This window comes from Ruminococcus sp. D54t1_190329_F1, assembly GCF_015551645.1.
In the GTDB taxonomy this organism is placed as follows: Bacteria; Bacillota; Clostridia; order Lachnospirales; family Lachnospiraceae; genus Blautia_A; species Blautia_A faecis.
In genome coordinates, this window is sequence record NZ_JADNDC010000001.1 from 143,476 (window position 1) to 157,313 (window position 13,838).

General features: G+C 44.1%; 11 protein-coding genes. 10 read left to right on the forward strand and 1 reads right to left on the reverse strand.

Going from position 1 to position 13,838, the window contains the following annotated elements; all coding sequences use genetic code 11:
- Positions 1 to 43: 43 nt before the first annotated feature.
- Both I2D69_RS00680 and I2D69_RS00685 read left to right on the forward strand, forming a co-directional pair.
- Positions 44 to 1,840, forward strand: coding sequence for an L-fucose isomerase (locus I2D69_RS00680; protein ID WP_148461175.1), 1,797 nt, complete (start codon positions 44 to 46; stop codon positions 1,838 to 1,840).
- A 380-nt stretch (positions 1,841 to 2,220) separates the two neighbouring features.
- Positions 2,221 to 3,393, forward strand: a complete 1,173-nt coding sequence (locus I2D69_RS00685; RefSeq protein ID WP_195379215.1) for a hypothetical protein — start codon at positions 2,221 to 2,223, stop codon at positions 3,391 to 3,393.
- A 59-nt stretch (positions 3,394 to 3,452) separates the two neighbouring features.
- Here I2D69_RS00685 and I2D69_RS00690 read toward each other — a convergent pair whose 3' ends face one another.
- On the reverse strand, positions 3,453 to 3,896 hold the full coding sequence (locus I2D69_RS00690; RefSeq protein ID WP_118577760.1) for an RbsD/FucU domain-containing protein: 444 nt from the start codon (positions 3,894 to 3,896) through the stop codon (positions 3,453 to 3,455).
- Positions 3,897 to 4,152: 256 nt separating this feature from the next.
- Here I2D69_RS00690 and I2D69_RS00695 point away from each other — a divergent pair, with 256 nt between their 5' ends.
- The 8 genes from I2D69_RS00695 (at position 4,153) to I2D69_RS00730 (ending at position 13,735) form a co-directional block, all read left to right on the forward strand.
- Complete coding sequence (locus tag I2D69_RS00695) at positions 4,153 to 5,001, forward strand: class II fructose-bisphosphate aldolase (RefSeq protein ID WP_173717930.1); 849 nt, start codon at positions 4,153 to 4,155, stop codon at positions 4,999 to 5,001.
- A gap of 11 nt (positions 5,002 to 5,012) precedes the next feature.
- Positions 5,013 to 6,020 (forward strand): LacI family DNA-binding transcriptional regulator, encoded by a 1,008-nt coding sequence (locus I2D69_RS00700; RefSeq protein WP_173717931.1) that lies wholly within the window; start codon positions 5,013 to 5,015, stop codon positions 6,018 to 6,020.
- Entirely contained in the window at positions 6,017 to 7,531 is a 1,515-nt protein-coding gene (gene xylB / locus I2D69_RS00705; protein WP_195379216.1) for a xylulokinase, read from the forward strand. The genes I2D69_RS00700 and xylB overlap by 4 nt, the downstream gene beginning before the upstream one ends.
- Before the next feature lie 14 nt (positions 7,532 to 7,545).
- Entirely contained in the window at positions 7,546 to 8,595 is a 1,050-nt protein-coding gene (locus tag I2D69_RS00710) for a galactitol-1-phosphate 5-dehydrogenase (RefSeq protein ID WP_118577758.1), read from the forward strand.
- A gap of 4 nt (positions 8,596 to 8,599) precedes the next feature.
- Positions 8,600 to 9,529 (forward strand): 1-phosphofructokinase, encoded by a 930-nt coding sequence (gene pfkB, locus I2D69_RS00715; protein ID WP_173734872.1) that lies wholly within the window; start codon positions 8,600 to 8,602, stop codon positions 9,527 to 9,529.
- A gap of 88 nt (positions 9,530 to 9,617) precedes the next feature.
- On the forward strand, positions 9,618 to 10,628 hold the full coding sequence (locus I2D69_RS00720; protein ID WP_118577756.1) for an aldo/keto reductase: 1,011 nt from the start codon (positions 9,618 to 9,620) through the stop codon (positions 10,626 to 10,628).
- A gap of 417 nt (positions 10,629 to 11,045) precedes the next feature.
- Positions 11,046 to 12,668, forward strand: a complete 1,623-nt coding sequence (locus I2D69_RS00725) for a response regulator (RefSeq protein WP_173770688.1) — start codon at positions 11,046 to 11,048, stop codon at positions 12,666 to 12,668.
- Positions 12,665 to 13,735 carry an FAD:protein FMN transferase gene (locus tag I2D69_RS00730; RefSeq protein ID WP_195379217.1) on the forward strand — a complete coding sequence of 357 codons (1,071 nt, stop codon included), beginning with the start codon at positions 12,665 to 12,667 and terminating at the stop codon, positions 13,733 to 13,735. Before I2D69_RS00725 ends, I2D69_RS00730 begins: the two co-directional genes overlap by 4 nt.
- Positions 13,736 to 13,838 lie beyond the last annotated feature (103 nt).

Sequence of the window (13,838 nt, forward strand, 5' to 3'; positions counted from 1 at the left end):
GAACAATTTAATTTATATTTATAACAGGAGGTATGAAACTACTATGGCAAAGAGCAGATTAATCGGAAGCTACCCTGTAATCGGTATCAGACCGACTATTGACGGACGTAGAGGAGCCCTCGATGTAAGAGGATCTCTGGAAGAGCAGACCATGAATATGGCTAAGTCCGTTAAGGAATTATATGAGGCAAACTTAAAATATTCAAATGGTGAGCCTGTAAAGGTTGTTATCGCTGATACCACAATCGGACGCGTTGGTGAGGCAGCTGCTTGTGCAGACAAGTTCAGACATGAAGGTGTTGATATCACTGTAACAGTTACACCTTGCTGGTGCTACGGTGCAGAGACAATGGATATGGATCCACAGACCATCAAGGCTGTTTGGGGATTCAATGCTACTGAGAGACCAGGAGCTGTTTATCTGGCTTCCGTTCTTGCTACACATGCACAGAAGGGGCTTCCGGCATTCGGTATCTACGGACATGAAGTTCTGGATGCTGATGACACAGAGATGCCAGAAGATGTTAAAGAAAAAATGTTAAGATTCGGTCGTGCAGCTGTTGCTGTTGCAACTATGAGAAACAAATCATGGCTGCAGATCGGTTCTGTTACAATGGGTATCGGCGGATCCATTATCGATCCTGATTTCATCGAGTCCTATCTTGGAATGCGTGTTGAATCTGTTGATGAGGTTGAAATTATCCGTCGTATGACAGAAGGCATCTATGATCATGAAGAATTTGACAGAGCAATGAAATGGGCAAAAGAAAACTGCACCATCGGCTTTGACAAGAACCCACCGGAACTTCAGATGACAGAGGAGCAGAAAGAAGAGCAGTTTGAGTTTGTAGTTAAGATGGCTGTTATTATTAAAGAGCTTATGAATGGATGCGATAACCTTGATCCGAAGTTCTCAGAGGAAGCAATCGGACACAATGCGATTGCAGCTGGCTTCCAGGGACAGAGACAGTGGACTGATTTCTATCCGAATGGTGACTTTGCAGAGGCTATGCTGAATACTTCCTTTGACTGGGATGGCGCAAGAGAGCCATACATCCTTGCTACAGAGAATGATGTTCTCAACGGTCTGGGAATGCTGTTCATGAAACTCCTTACCGGACGTGCTCAGATGTTTGCAGATGTTCGTACATACTGGAGCGCAAATGCTGTTAAACGAGTTACAGGATATGATCTTGAAGGTGTTGCAAAAGAGAACGATGGTATCATCCATCTGATCAACTCTGGTGCATGCTGTCTTGACGCTTCCGGTGTTGTTAAGGATGAGAACGGCGAAGGCGTTATGAAAGAGTGGTGGAACGTTACAGAAGAAGATCAGAAAGCCATCATGAAAGCTACTACCTGGAATGCAGCTGATAACGGATACTTCCGTGGCGGTGGATTCTCCTCCAGATTTGAGACAAGAGCTACCATGCCGGCAACTATGATCCGTCTGAACCTTGTAAAAGGACTCGGACCGGTTCTTCAGATCGCAGAGGGCTGGACAGTAGAGCTTCCGGAGGCTGTATCTGATACACTTTGGAAACGTACTGACTATACATGGCCATGCACATGGTTCGTACCGAGATGTGATGGCAAGGATGGTGCATTCAAGAGTGCATATGATGTTATGAATAACTGGGGCGCTAACCATGGCGCAATCTCTTATGGACATATTGGTGCTGATCTGATCACAATGTGCTCTATGCTGAGAATCCCGGTTTGCATGCATAATGTACCGGAAACTGATATCTTCCGTCCGGCAGCTTGGAATGCATTTGGAATGGATAAAGAAGGTGCAGATTTCAGAGCTTGCAAGAACTATGGACCTCTTTATAAATAATTAGCTTTTTATAACTTAACTGCTTTCTTTCACTCCCCCAGGACAATGAAGGAAAGCTGAGAGAGAGCGGGACTTTTGTCTCGCTCTTTTACTGTCTGGGGACTTTTATGGGACATACATTCGCATGCTTTCGCGCCCAGATTCCCGATTTTTCTGTGAAATTTGTTTATAAAAACACCTCGCGGAACATTTCCAGTGAATAGTAACTGTTGCTGTAAAATAATGGGAAAATATGAGAAAAATGGTTGCAAGTTTTTCCTGGTGTGTTACAATGAAAAGCAGAAAAATGGTTACTGCTCATTCCGTTCACAAAATACCTCGCGGAATGTTATCAGTAAACAGTAACGAAAAATGTATACAAGAGGGAAAAGAGGATATATATGAAGAAAAAGCTGGGAATGTTGCTGGCTGTGCTTCTTACTTTTTGCATGACTGTGGGAGTTTTTGCAGATGCAGGAAAGACACAGCAGGTTGATTATAAAACAGATTACTATATGATTGTAGAATCGCCTGATGGCGGTGTTGACATGTATTCAGAGGCAGATGCTTCCAGCCCGAAGCTGAATGATGAGCTGATTCCTAATGGAACTGCGATCCATGTAGAAGGAGAGGTCACAGATGAAGCTGGAAAGGTATGGGTATATGCTCAGCTTCATGGCATGTTTGGTTTCCTGGAAGAGAATTATCTGAAGCCGGCTACTCTTGCCGAGGCAGTGGCATCAGAGCTTGCTTTATACGGAAGCAAGGATGCGAATTACAGTATTACAGTCAATGCTAAGGAAGACGGTTCCGTTTGCCTGTATAAAGGACCTGGCAAAAAGTACGGCACAGTTTCCGGAGGCTGTAATATAGCGAACGGTGAGAAGTTATATATTGATACAGAAGTAGATACTGGTAAAGATGGTATCTGGGGACACACAGAGGCTGGTGATGTTTCTGGCTGGGTAAATATTGCAGAAGCCACCAATACGGAAGAGAGTACAGTAGAACTTGTTCCTGAAACTGAGAAAGAAGCGGAAAACGGTTCCCAATCTGTTCAGGCTGGAGAGAATATTTCTGAAGTTGGAAAAGCAGGTACCGAAGGCAAAGATGTCAGTGATGCGGAGGCAGAGCCAACAGGCACTCCTACCCCGAAGCCTGAGAAGACAAGTACTCCTACTCCGAAGCCAACCGAGACGAGTACTCCTGCTCCAGAACCGACTGAGACAAGTACGCCTACCCCGGAGCCAAGTGAGACAAGTATGCCTACCCCGGAGCCGACTGAGACGAGCACGCCTACCCCGGAGCCGACTGAGACAAGTACTCCTACTCCGGAACCCACTGAGACAAGTACTCCTACCCCGGAACCCACTGAGACTATTGCGCCTACAGAAGAGGCAGCAGTAACAGCTGCTCCTTCAGAAAGTGCAGAACAGGAAGCGTCCAGCGAAAATGTGGAGAGCACAGATAAAGGAATGAGCTCTGTTATCTGGATTCTGGTGGTAGTTATTATCATTGGTATCGCAGTGGTAATCTGGCTTCTTAAGAAAAAAGGAAAAAATAGTGAATCATAATAAACATGAATAATAAAAGCTCCGTCGGGAATCCGACGGAGCTTTTTAGCTGAAAAAAATTATTTGTTGATAACAACACCTTTCTGAAGCATAACGTTTGCGTAAACAGCTTTCTCACCTGTAGCGATAATACAATATGCTTTCTTTGCCTCTTCATAAAATGCGAAACGCTCGATATTTCCAACTGCTTCGGCGCCACGTTCATCATGTTTGGAAACAATCTCTTTGTATGTATCCCAGATTGGGGTTTTTACCGGATCGCCAGGCATAACTTCCATCAGGGTAACTGGTTTCTCTACATAAGAATCAAGAGGGATAACAGTAAGGATAGCGTCCAGAAGTTCTGGAACTCCATGTCCATCGCAACGAACAACAATTGCATCTTTACCCATTGATTCTACTGGGAAGTTGCCGTCCGCGATAACGATGCGGTCGCTGTGTCCCATTTCGCATAAAACTTTTAAAAGCTGTGGTGAAAGTATTTCTGGAATTCCTTTTAACATAATATATTCTCCCTTCGTTCTTTCTCAGAAATCTGGCACAGTAATCTATAAAAACTGATACCGGTTCCGAAAATATTCTACTCTATAAGTTACCTTTCTTTGCCGGATTTTTCAAGGTAAAATTTTACGCAAAAAGATGAAATATTTACTGTTGACAGAAATTTGGAAAAGAGTTAATATGAACTAAAACAGAAACGTTTCGGTTTTCGAAAACCGAAGATTCATGGCCTGTATCAGCAGGCAGAAGGAGGAGAATATGCCACTTGTTACATCTAAGGAAATGTTGCTGAAGGCTCAGCAGGGCGGTTACGCAGTAGGTGCATTTAATGCAGAGAATATGGAGATGGTGAAAGCTATCATTCAGGCAGCTGAGGAGCTGAAAGCACCTGTTATGATCCAGACTACTCCATCTACTATTAAATATGGCACTCTTGAGACCTATCAGGCAATCGTTGCAGCAGAAGCTGCAAAGGCTTCCGTTCCGGTTTGCCTGCACCTTGACCATGGCAGTAGTTTTGATCTTGCGATGAAGGCACTGAAGGCTGGATATACTTCCGTGATGATTGATGGTTCTAAGCTGGACTATGAAGGAAACATTGAGGTGAGCAAGAAGGTGGCTGACGTAGCAGCTTCTATGGGAATCCCATGCGAGGCAGAACTTGGTAAGGTAGGTGGTAAGGAAGATGATCTGGTTGCAGTTGCAGATACCAATACCGATCCACAGGAAGCCAGAGAATTTGTAGAGCGCACAGGCGTTACTTCTCTTGCAGTAGCAATTGGCACAGCACATGGCTTCTATGTGGGAACTCCTGTTCTTGATAAGGAGCGTTTAAGTGAAATCCGTGAAGTTGTAGATATTCCGCTGGTTCTTCATGGCGCTTCCGGCCTTAGCGATGAGGATGTTATGGATTGTGTAAAGAGAGGAATCTGTAAGGTTAATTTTGCCACCGAGCTTCGTGCGGCATACTCCAAGGCTGTCAGAGAGACACTTGAGGATGAGAAGGTATTTGATCCTAAGGCATATGGCAAGGCTGGAATTGCAGCTGTGAAAGAGCTTGTAATGGCTCGTATGAAAGTTTGCGGCTGTGACGGAAAGGCTGAGTAAGAGGCTGATTTATGGCAGCGACGATGAAAGATATTGCCAGACGGACAGGACTTGGCCTGGCAACGATTTCCTCTTATTTCAATGGGGGGAATGTAAGAGAGAAGAACCGTATCAAGATCGAAGAAGCCATCGAAGAATTACATTACGAAGTAAATGAAGTTGCCCGCGGTCTGAAGACCAATGCTACCAAAACAGTGGGGGTTGTGATTCCAGAGCTGAACAATGTTTTCTGTGCCGAAATCATCAGTGGAATGGAGGATATTCTCCGAAGCCATGGATATGCAGCGATTGTCTGTGACTGCAGAACAGATAAGAAGCTTGAAAAAGAAGCAGTGGATTTCCTTACCAGGAAACGTGTGGATGGAATTATCAATATGCCGGTAGATATGACAGGAGCCCATCTGAATGAATTTCAGAAAACTGGTAAGCCCATTGTGCTTATCGACCGTATGATCCAGGGAATATCCTGCGACTGCGTGTTGGTGGATAATGTAAATGCAGCTGAGAAAGCTGTTGGCATGCTGGTAGAACAACAGCATCAGAAGATCGGTCTGATCGGTGGCCCGGATGAGGTATTCACTGCCAGACAGCGTATGTTAGGATACATGAAAGCCCTTAAGGATCATGGAATTGCGGTTGATGAAAAGCTGATCTGCCATGGTGATTACACGATCCAGGGGGGCGTTCAGGCAGTAGAAGAGCTGGTGAAAGAGAATCCTGATATGACAGCTGTTTTTGTGACAAACTATGAGATGACTATGGGGGCAGTGATCGGGCTTAACGAGATGGGAGTATCCATGCCAGAGGAGATTTCCCTGGTGGGATTTGACAATCTGCCTTTTGCCCGTGCCTGCAGACCTGCACTTACCATTGTTTCACAGCCTACAGAGAAAATTGCAAGGGAAACAGCACAGATCATGCTGGAACGGCTTGAAGGAAGAGAGGAGCTTCCTGACCATATTGTACGGAAACTTCAGACTGATATTTTTATGGGGAAATCCATAAGGAGACAAGGATGAGCAAAGACTATTTATTAGGAATTGATATTGGAACCAGCGCGTGCAAGGTTGCCATATTTAACAAGAATGGAAAGGTGATGGCTTCCGCCAATGGGGATTACCCTGTTTATTATCCTCATGAGGGATGGGCGCAGCAGAAGCCGGATGAATGGTGGCATGCGGTTTGCGGCGCTATTTGCGAATGCCTGAAGACAGGTAATATTTCAGGAGAGCAGATTGCTGGAGTGGGAATTGATGGGCAGAGCTGGTCGGCTATTGCCATTGACCATGAGGGAAATGTTCTGACAGATACACCTATCTGGATGGATACAAGAGCCCAGGAAATCTGCGACAGACTCAATAATGAAATCGGCAGTGAGAATATTTTCAATGTTGCCGGTAATTCTCTTCAGCCTTCTTATACCACAGCGAAGATTCTCTGGTATAAGGAAAATATGCCTGAAGTATATAATAAGATTTACAAGATCCTTCAGTCAAACAGCTTTATTGCTTACAGACTGACTGGTGCCATTACACAGGATCTTTCACAGGGATATGGTCTGCATTGCTTTGATATGCGTACTGGTACCTGGGATGAAGTGATGTGTGAGAAACTGGGAATTCCTGTGGATTTTCTTCCGGAGATTGTTGCGTGCGATAAGGTAGTGGGAACTGTGACGGAAGAGGCGGCAGCCCAGAGTGGACTGACTGTCGGAACTCCTGTAGTGGCCGGCGGTCTGGATGCAGCCTGTGGGACACTTGGTGCAGGTGTGATCCATCCGGGGGAGACCCAGGAGCAGGGTGGACAGGCTGGTGGCATGAGCATCTGCACAGATACATACAAAGCAGATCCAAGTCTGATCTTAGGATATCACGTAGTGCCAGGCAAGTGGCTTCTTCAGGGAGGAACTACCGGAGGCGGCGGTGTCATGCGCTGGTTTGAGAGAGAATTTGCAGCTTATGAGAGGAGCCGCAAGGCGGATACCGGGAAATCCTCTCTGGAACAACTGAATGAAATTGCCGAGGCAGTACCAGCCGGAAGTGAAGGCGTTGTGTTCCTTCCCTATATGTCCGGGGAGAGATCCCCTGTCTGGAATCCATACGCCAAAGGCGTTTTCTATGGACTTGATTTTGCTAAGACCAAGGGACACATGGTAAGAGCCTGTATGGAGGGCGTAGCATTTTCCCTGCGCCATAATCTGGAGGTGGCTGAAGCAGCAGGTGCTAAAGCAGAAGTTCTTCGTGCTATGGGAGGTTCAGCCAATTCCCTTCTCTGGACTCAGATTAAGGCTGATGTGACAGGCAAGGCAGTGGTGGTCCCTGCTTCCGATACAGCAACCACATTAGGTGCTGCAATCCTGGCTGGCGTAGGAGTTGGATTTTATAAAGATTACGAGGAAGCGGTTTCCATGACAGTGAAAGAGACAAGACGCCATGAGCCCAATCCTGAGAATAAAGAAGTTTATAATAAGACATACCGTACATATAGGGATTTATATGAATCTCTGAAAGCTATGATGGTACTGAAGTAAGGAGGTATTTCAAGATGAAAGCAGCAGTTGTAGTTGCAAACGAGGATGTACAGTACCAGGAAATCGAAGAACCGCAGGCAAAACCAGGCTGGGTAAAGATTAAAGTAAAAGCTTCCGGCATTTGTGGCTCTGATGTTCCGCGAGTATTGAATCATGGTGTTCATTTTTATCCTATCGTTCTTGGACATGAGTTTTCTGGTGATGTAGTAGAAGTTGGCGAAGGGGTCACTAAGGTGAAAGTTGGCGACCGCGTTTCCGGGGCTCCGCTTCTTCCGTGCATGAAGTGTGATGATTGTCAGAATGGAAACTTCTCCTTATGTAAGCATTACAGTTTTATCGGTTCCAGGCAGCAGGGAAGTAATGCGGATTATGTAGTAATTCCAGAGCAGAATGCGATTCCTTTTGATCCGTCTATTTCCTATGAACAGGGTGCAATGTTCGAGCCATCCACAGTTGCTCTTCATGGACTCCTTCAGAATGATTATCAGGGCGGTCGCTGCGTAGCAATTTTAGGATGTGGAACAATTGGCATATTCACAATGCAGTGGGCAAAGATCTTTGGTTCCAAGAAGGTTGTCGTATTTGATATTAGTGAGGAACGCCTGGATCTTGCCATGAGAATGGGCGCAGATGCAGTTATCAATACAACCAAAGAGAATTATATGGAAGAGGCTATGGCAATTACCGGTGGTAAGGGCTATGAATATGTGTTTGAAACAGCCGGACAGGTTCCCACTATGCATATGGCATTTGAACTTGCTGCGAATAAGGCACACGTATGCTTCATTGGAACACCTCATGCAGATCTTACATTTACACCAAAGCAGTGGGAGAATATGAATCGTAAAGAATTTAAACTTACAGGCTCCTGGATGTCCTATAGTTCCCCGTTCCCAGGCAAAGAGTGGGATCTTACAGCTCATTATTTTGCAACCGGTCAGCTGAAATTTGATCCGGGATTTATTTATCGCAAAATGCCAATGAGTCAGGCTCAGGAAGCATTCCAGCTCTATAAGACACCTGGTCTTGTAAAGGGGAAGATTCTTCTGATGAATGAGGATTGAGCATATGATACTGACAGTAACATTAAATGCAGCCATTGATAAGCGGTATGTGGTAAATAACTTTAAGACTGGAGAAGTGAATCGTGTAAAGGAATGTACTTATGTTCCTGGTGGAAAAGGTCTGAATGTATCCAAGCCGGCTTCAATTTACGGAGCAGAGGTGACTGCCACAGGTTTTGTAGGTGGTTATGCAGGAGCTTATATTGAGAATGCATTGAAACCGTTTGGTATTAAAAGTGCTTTTTATCATGTAGCTGCAGAAAGCAGATCCTGTATTAATATCTGGGATGAAGTTAATAAAGTTCAGACAGAATTTCTGGAACCTGGGTTTACCCTTACAGAAGAGGATTTTGCCGGATTTGAGGAAAAATTCTGTAATCTTGTAAAAGAAGCGAAAGTAGTTGCAATGTCAGGAAGTGTTCCGAAAGGACTTGATGGAACTGCTTATCAGCGACTTATAAAGATTGTAAAAGAGGCAGGAATTCCGGTTATTCTGGATACCAGTGGCAAACTTCTTGAAATGGGAATTGAAGCAGCACCTACTATGATCAAGCCCAATATTGATGAAATCCGTATGCTCACAGGCAAGAAATGTGATAATATTCAGGATATTATAGATGCGGCGAAAGAGATTCATGCAAAAGGTGTGGAAATCGTAGCTGTTTCCCTGGGAGCTGACGGTTCTCTTGCAGTAGGTAATGGAGGAATTTTCCGTGCACTGGTTCCGAGAATAAATGCAGTGAACACAGTTGGGTGTGGAGATTCTATGATCGCAGGATTCGCACTGGGTTTATCCAGGAGACTTTCACTTCCTGAGACAATGAAACTGGCAAGTGCTATTTCAGCGGCAGCAGCCATGCGCGAGGAGACTGGATTTTTTGTGATGGAAGATATGGAAAAACTGCTTCCACAGATTGAGGTTACTAAATTATAAGAAAATGTAGTAAAAGATATTAAGCGAAAGTAAATTGCGTTGTAATTGAAAGCCATAGTGCAAAAGAAATGTTAAGGAGGATAAGAAAATGACAATGATTGATCCGGCAATTGTTCCGCAGAGAACACTTTATACTGGCGCTAAGATGCCAGCTGTTGGAATGGGTACTTTTGGAAGTGACCATGCAGATGCAGACGCAGTTTCTGCTTCTGTTGCAGGTGCACTTCGCGTAGGTTACCGTTCTTTTGATTGTGCTGCATGTTACGGAAATGAAGATATGATCGGAAAGATTTTCGCAGATGCATTTGCAGAAGGTATTGTAAAAAGAGAAGAACTTTTTATTGCCTCCAAAGTATGGAACGATATGCATGGTGACGGAGATGTACTGATTGCCTGTGCGAAGACCTTAAAGGATCTGAAGCTTGACTATCTGGATATGTATTATGTTCACTGGCCATTCCCGAACTATCATGCACCACATTGTGATGTGGATTCCAGAAATCCTGATTCCAAACCGTTTACAGTAGAGCGCTTTATGAAAACCTGGCGCCAGATGGAGCGCCTGGTAGATATGGGTCTGACGAAACATATCGGTATGTCTAATATGACAATCCCGAAACTGGAGGCAGTACTTCCACTTTGCAGAATTAAACCAGCTGCGATCGAGATGGAGCTTCATCCATGCTTCCAGCAGCCGGAGCTGTTTGATTATTGCAGAGCGCATGGTATTGAAGTGGTAGGATTCTGCCCAATTGGTTCTCCTGAACGTCCGGAACGTGATAAAATGCCAGAAGATATTGCGGATATTGAACTGCCAGAGCTGAAAGCAATTGCAGCGGCACATGGTGTACATCCAGCAGTTATCTGCATTAAATGGGCTGTACAGAGAGGTGCTTCCCCAATTCCATTCTCTTTGAAAGAGAAGAATTACACCATGAATCTGAAATGTGTCACGGAAGATCCTCTGACAGAAGAAGAGATGGAAACCATCCGTTCCCTTGATAAGAATAACCGTCTGATCAAAGGCCATGTATTCCTGTGGGAAGGTGCAAAGGACTGGCACGATCTCTGGGATGAGGATGGAGTGATTGTAAAATAATGGTTATAATTTCAAAGCTTCTTTGAATATCTTACACAGCAGAAAAGCTGCAGGGTTTATAATGCTTATAACTTTGCAGCTTTTTTGTTACCAGTAAACAGTAACAGTAACCAAACAGTTACTGTTCACTGGTAACGTTCCGCGAGGCGTTTTTTGTGAACAAAGTTCACAGAAAACCCGAGAATTGCGGCGCGAAATCATGCGAATGCATGATTTCTGTGCATCGCGAAGCGCGTTACTGTGAACGGAGTGAACAGTAACACACCAAACACACTCTGGAATTGTTTGTTTAGTTTGCATGATTTTATGGTATGTGATAATATAATATTTAGCTGAAATTAATAGAATACCATGTGCAAACAGGCGCAGGGGAGCCGATGAGGTACATGCTGTGTATAGAAAGGGAAAGCGAAAACTATGTATCGAATTTTACTTGTAGATGATGAGATCCTGGTACGTGACGCCATAAAGGAGAATATTGACTGGAAGTCCATGGATTGCCAGCTTGTAGGAGACTGCGAAAACGGAAAGCAGGCAGCAGATTTTGTGAAGAGCCATCCGGTAGATATTGTTCTCACAGATATTTTGATGCCGTATATGGATGGAATGGAACTGAGCCATTTTCTGCATGATAATTACCCGGAGATCGTAATTGTGATCTTCAGTGGCTTCGGGGAATTTGAATATGCAAAGAAAGCAATTCAGTATAATGTAAGCGAATACATGCTGAAGCCGGTAACTGCTATGGAGCTCAGAGAAGTTATTGGCAAAATGAAAGAAAAAGTAGATCTGCAGAGAAAAGAAAAGAAGAAAATAGAATCCCTCACAAAGACATCTCAGGATTATCACAAAAATGCTCTGGTGATTCGTTCGAAAGCGATTGAATCTCTGGTAAGCTGTACGCGGGATGTGCAGGAGAGCCTGGAGGAATTGTCTGGAATGGGAATTAATCTGGAGGCAGCATCTTATCGGGTTGCGTTATTTGACATGGATCTGTTTTCCGATATTCATCAGATTGATATGGAAAAACGCCAGGAGAGCGCATTAATGGCTTTTGTTTTATTTAATGTTGCAGATGAGATCGTGACAGATCGTAATGCAGGAATTGCCTATCAGGAAGGAAATAACCGGGTGTGTATCCTCTTTATGGGAAACCGCAGCAGGGAGTTTTCCAGAGAAATACAGGAAATCTGTCAGGAAATCCAGAAAAAAGTAAAAGAAGTGATCGGCATTGAAGCTTCAGCAGGAATTGGGGGCTGGGTAAGGAATCCCGGAGATACGATCCAGTCTCATAACCAGGCTGAGAAGGCTATTGAACTGCGCTATTTACTGGGCGGAAATCTGCTCATTGATACAGAAACACTGAATCCGGAGAGAAGTATTTCTTTGCAGCAGCCATTAAGCGATATGGTAGATGGAATCAAGAAAGGCAATGAAGCTGAGATGAATCAGGCTCTTTCTGTTATGAAATCTGAGATCAAAAAGGCCAGAGTGGATAAAAGTCAGGCCTGTGTCTGCCTTCAGATGATTCTGCGCCATGCAGGAAGCTGCTGGGAAGCTCTTTCTTCTGAGAATGAAGATCTGTTCCACAAAAGAGAAATTCTCATGGGACGGGTAACCGAACAGAAAACTTTTAAGGAAGCTTTTAAAATGGCAGAGGACTATGTTCACGAGGTATTCGAAAGGTGCTCTTCCCTGAACAGCTCCAGCGGGCAGAAGCAGGCGGTACTTGCTATGGAATATATTCGCCAGCATTACAATGAGCCGGAATTAGGATTGAATGATATCTGCTCCTATCTGAATATTGGTACAAGCTATTTCAGTACTATTTTTAAGGAAGCCACAGGAGGCACTTTCCTGGAATTCCTCAGTAAGACCCGTATGGAAAAGGCAAAGGAACTCCTGGAACAGACTGCACTTAAGAACTATGAGATTGCGGAGAAGGTGGGCTTTTCAGATCCCCATTATTTTGGAATTTCTTTTAAGAAAATGACAGGTAAGACTCCTACCGAGTATGCAAGGGAAAAAAGATCCATATGAAAAGAAAAGTACTGACGGCAGCCGGCATATGTATTGGAATTTTGATTCTTACAGAAGGCAGCAGGTATTTTGTTCAGAATCAGAAATGCCAGAAGCAGCTGTTTGCGATGGACACCTATATGGAGTTTACCGCATATGGTAAAAATAGCGAAAAAGCTGTAGATGCAGCTATAGAAGAAGTACAGAAACTGGATGCGATGTTATCAGCAGAAAACAGTAAAAGTGAAGTATATGCCTTAAACGAACAGGGAAATCTGCAGGCAACAGATGATCTGGCAGAACTGATCCTCCGGGGAAAAGAGATTTATCAGGAGACAGACGGACTTTTTGACGATACGATTTATCCGGTGATGAAGCTATGGGGATTTCCCACAGGTAATTATCATGTGCCTACAGCTGCAGAAGTACAAAAAAAACTGGCACTGGTGGATGGAAATAAAGTAGAAATACAGACCCGGGACTCTGATGAAAAGGGCAGGGACAGCAAAGAAAAAGCAAAGTTTGTAACGCTTGGAGCAGATCAGCAGATTGATTTTGGAGGAATTGCAAAAGGATATACAGGTCAGAAGCTGGCAGAGCTTTTTCAGGAATATGGCGTTTCTTCCGCATTGGTTTCTCTTGGAGGAAACATTCAGGCGATAGGGACGAAGCCAGACGGCAGCAGCTGGAAAGTGGAAATACGTGATCCAAAAGGCGGACAGCAGGATTATATTGGTGTTTTATTTGTGGAAAATCAGGCCGTAGTTACTTCTGGCGGTTATGAGCGGTATTTTGAAGAAGATGGGAAGACCTATATTCATATCATCAATCCCAGGACAGGATATCCGGCAGATGGAGATCTGCTGTCTGTGACAATCGTATCAAGGGATGGTACACTTGCAGATGGAATGTCCACGGCTCTTTATATCATGGGTTATGAGAAAGCTTGTCAATTCTGGCGGCAGCACAGGGAAGAATTCAATGTGATCCTGGTAACAGATGATGGGAAGATTCATATTTCAGAGAATCTTAAGGAAAATTTTCAGACAGAATGTGATCTGGAAATGATTGAATCCGGAAGTGAATAATTGCAGCTATAAAAGAGTTGTTGACAGCAGGTGAATTATTTCTGCAGAAATCAGTAATGAAAGGTATGAAAAATAAAAAGTTGAAATGAATGAGAAAAATGCA

Coding starts and splice junctions, on each gene's coding strand:
- I2D69_RS00690 (WP_118577760.1), bottom strand. CDS start 3,896: ATGTTAAAAGGAATTCCAGAAATACTTTCACCACAGCTTTTAAAAGTT.
- I2D69_RS00695 (WP_173717930.1), top strand. CDS start 4,153: ATGCCACTTGTTACATCTAAGGAAATGTTGCTGAAGGCTCAGCAGGGC.
- I2D69_RS00710 (WP_118577758.1), top strand. CDS start 7,546: ATGAAAGCAGCAGTTGTAGTTGCAAACGAGGATGTACAGTACCAGGAA.
- I2D69_RS00725 (WP_173770688.1), top strand. CDS start 11,046: ATGTATCGAATTTTACTTGTAGATGATGAGATCCTGGTACGTGACGCC.
- I2D69_RS00700 (WP_173717931.1), top strand. CDS start 5,013: ATGGCAGCGACGATGAAAGATATTGCCAGACGGACAGGACTTGGCCTG.
- pfkB (WP_173734872.1), top strand. CDS start 8,600: ATGATACTGACAGTAACATTAAATGCAGCCATTGATAAGCGGTATGTG.
- I2D69_RS00680 (WP_148461175.1), top strand. CDS start 44: ATGGCAAAGAGCAGATTAATCGGAAGCTACCCTGTAATCGGTATCAGA.
- I2D69_RS00730 (WP_195379217.1), top strand. CDS start 12,665: ATGAAAAGAAAAGTACTGACGGCAGCCGGCATATGTATTGGAATTTTG.
- I2D69_RS00720 (WP_118577756.1), top strand. CDS start 9,618: ATGACAATGATTGATCCGGCAATTGTTCCGCAGAGAACACTTTATACT.
- I2D69_RS00685 (WP_195379215.1), top strand. CDS start 2,221: ATGAAGAAAAAGCTGGGAATGTTGCTGGCTGTGCTTCTTACTTTTTGC.
- xylB (WP_195379216.1), top strand. CDS start 6,017: ATGAGCAAAGACTATTTATTAGGAATTGATATTGGAACCAGCGCGTGC.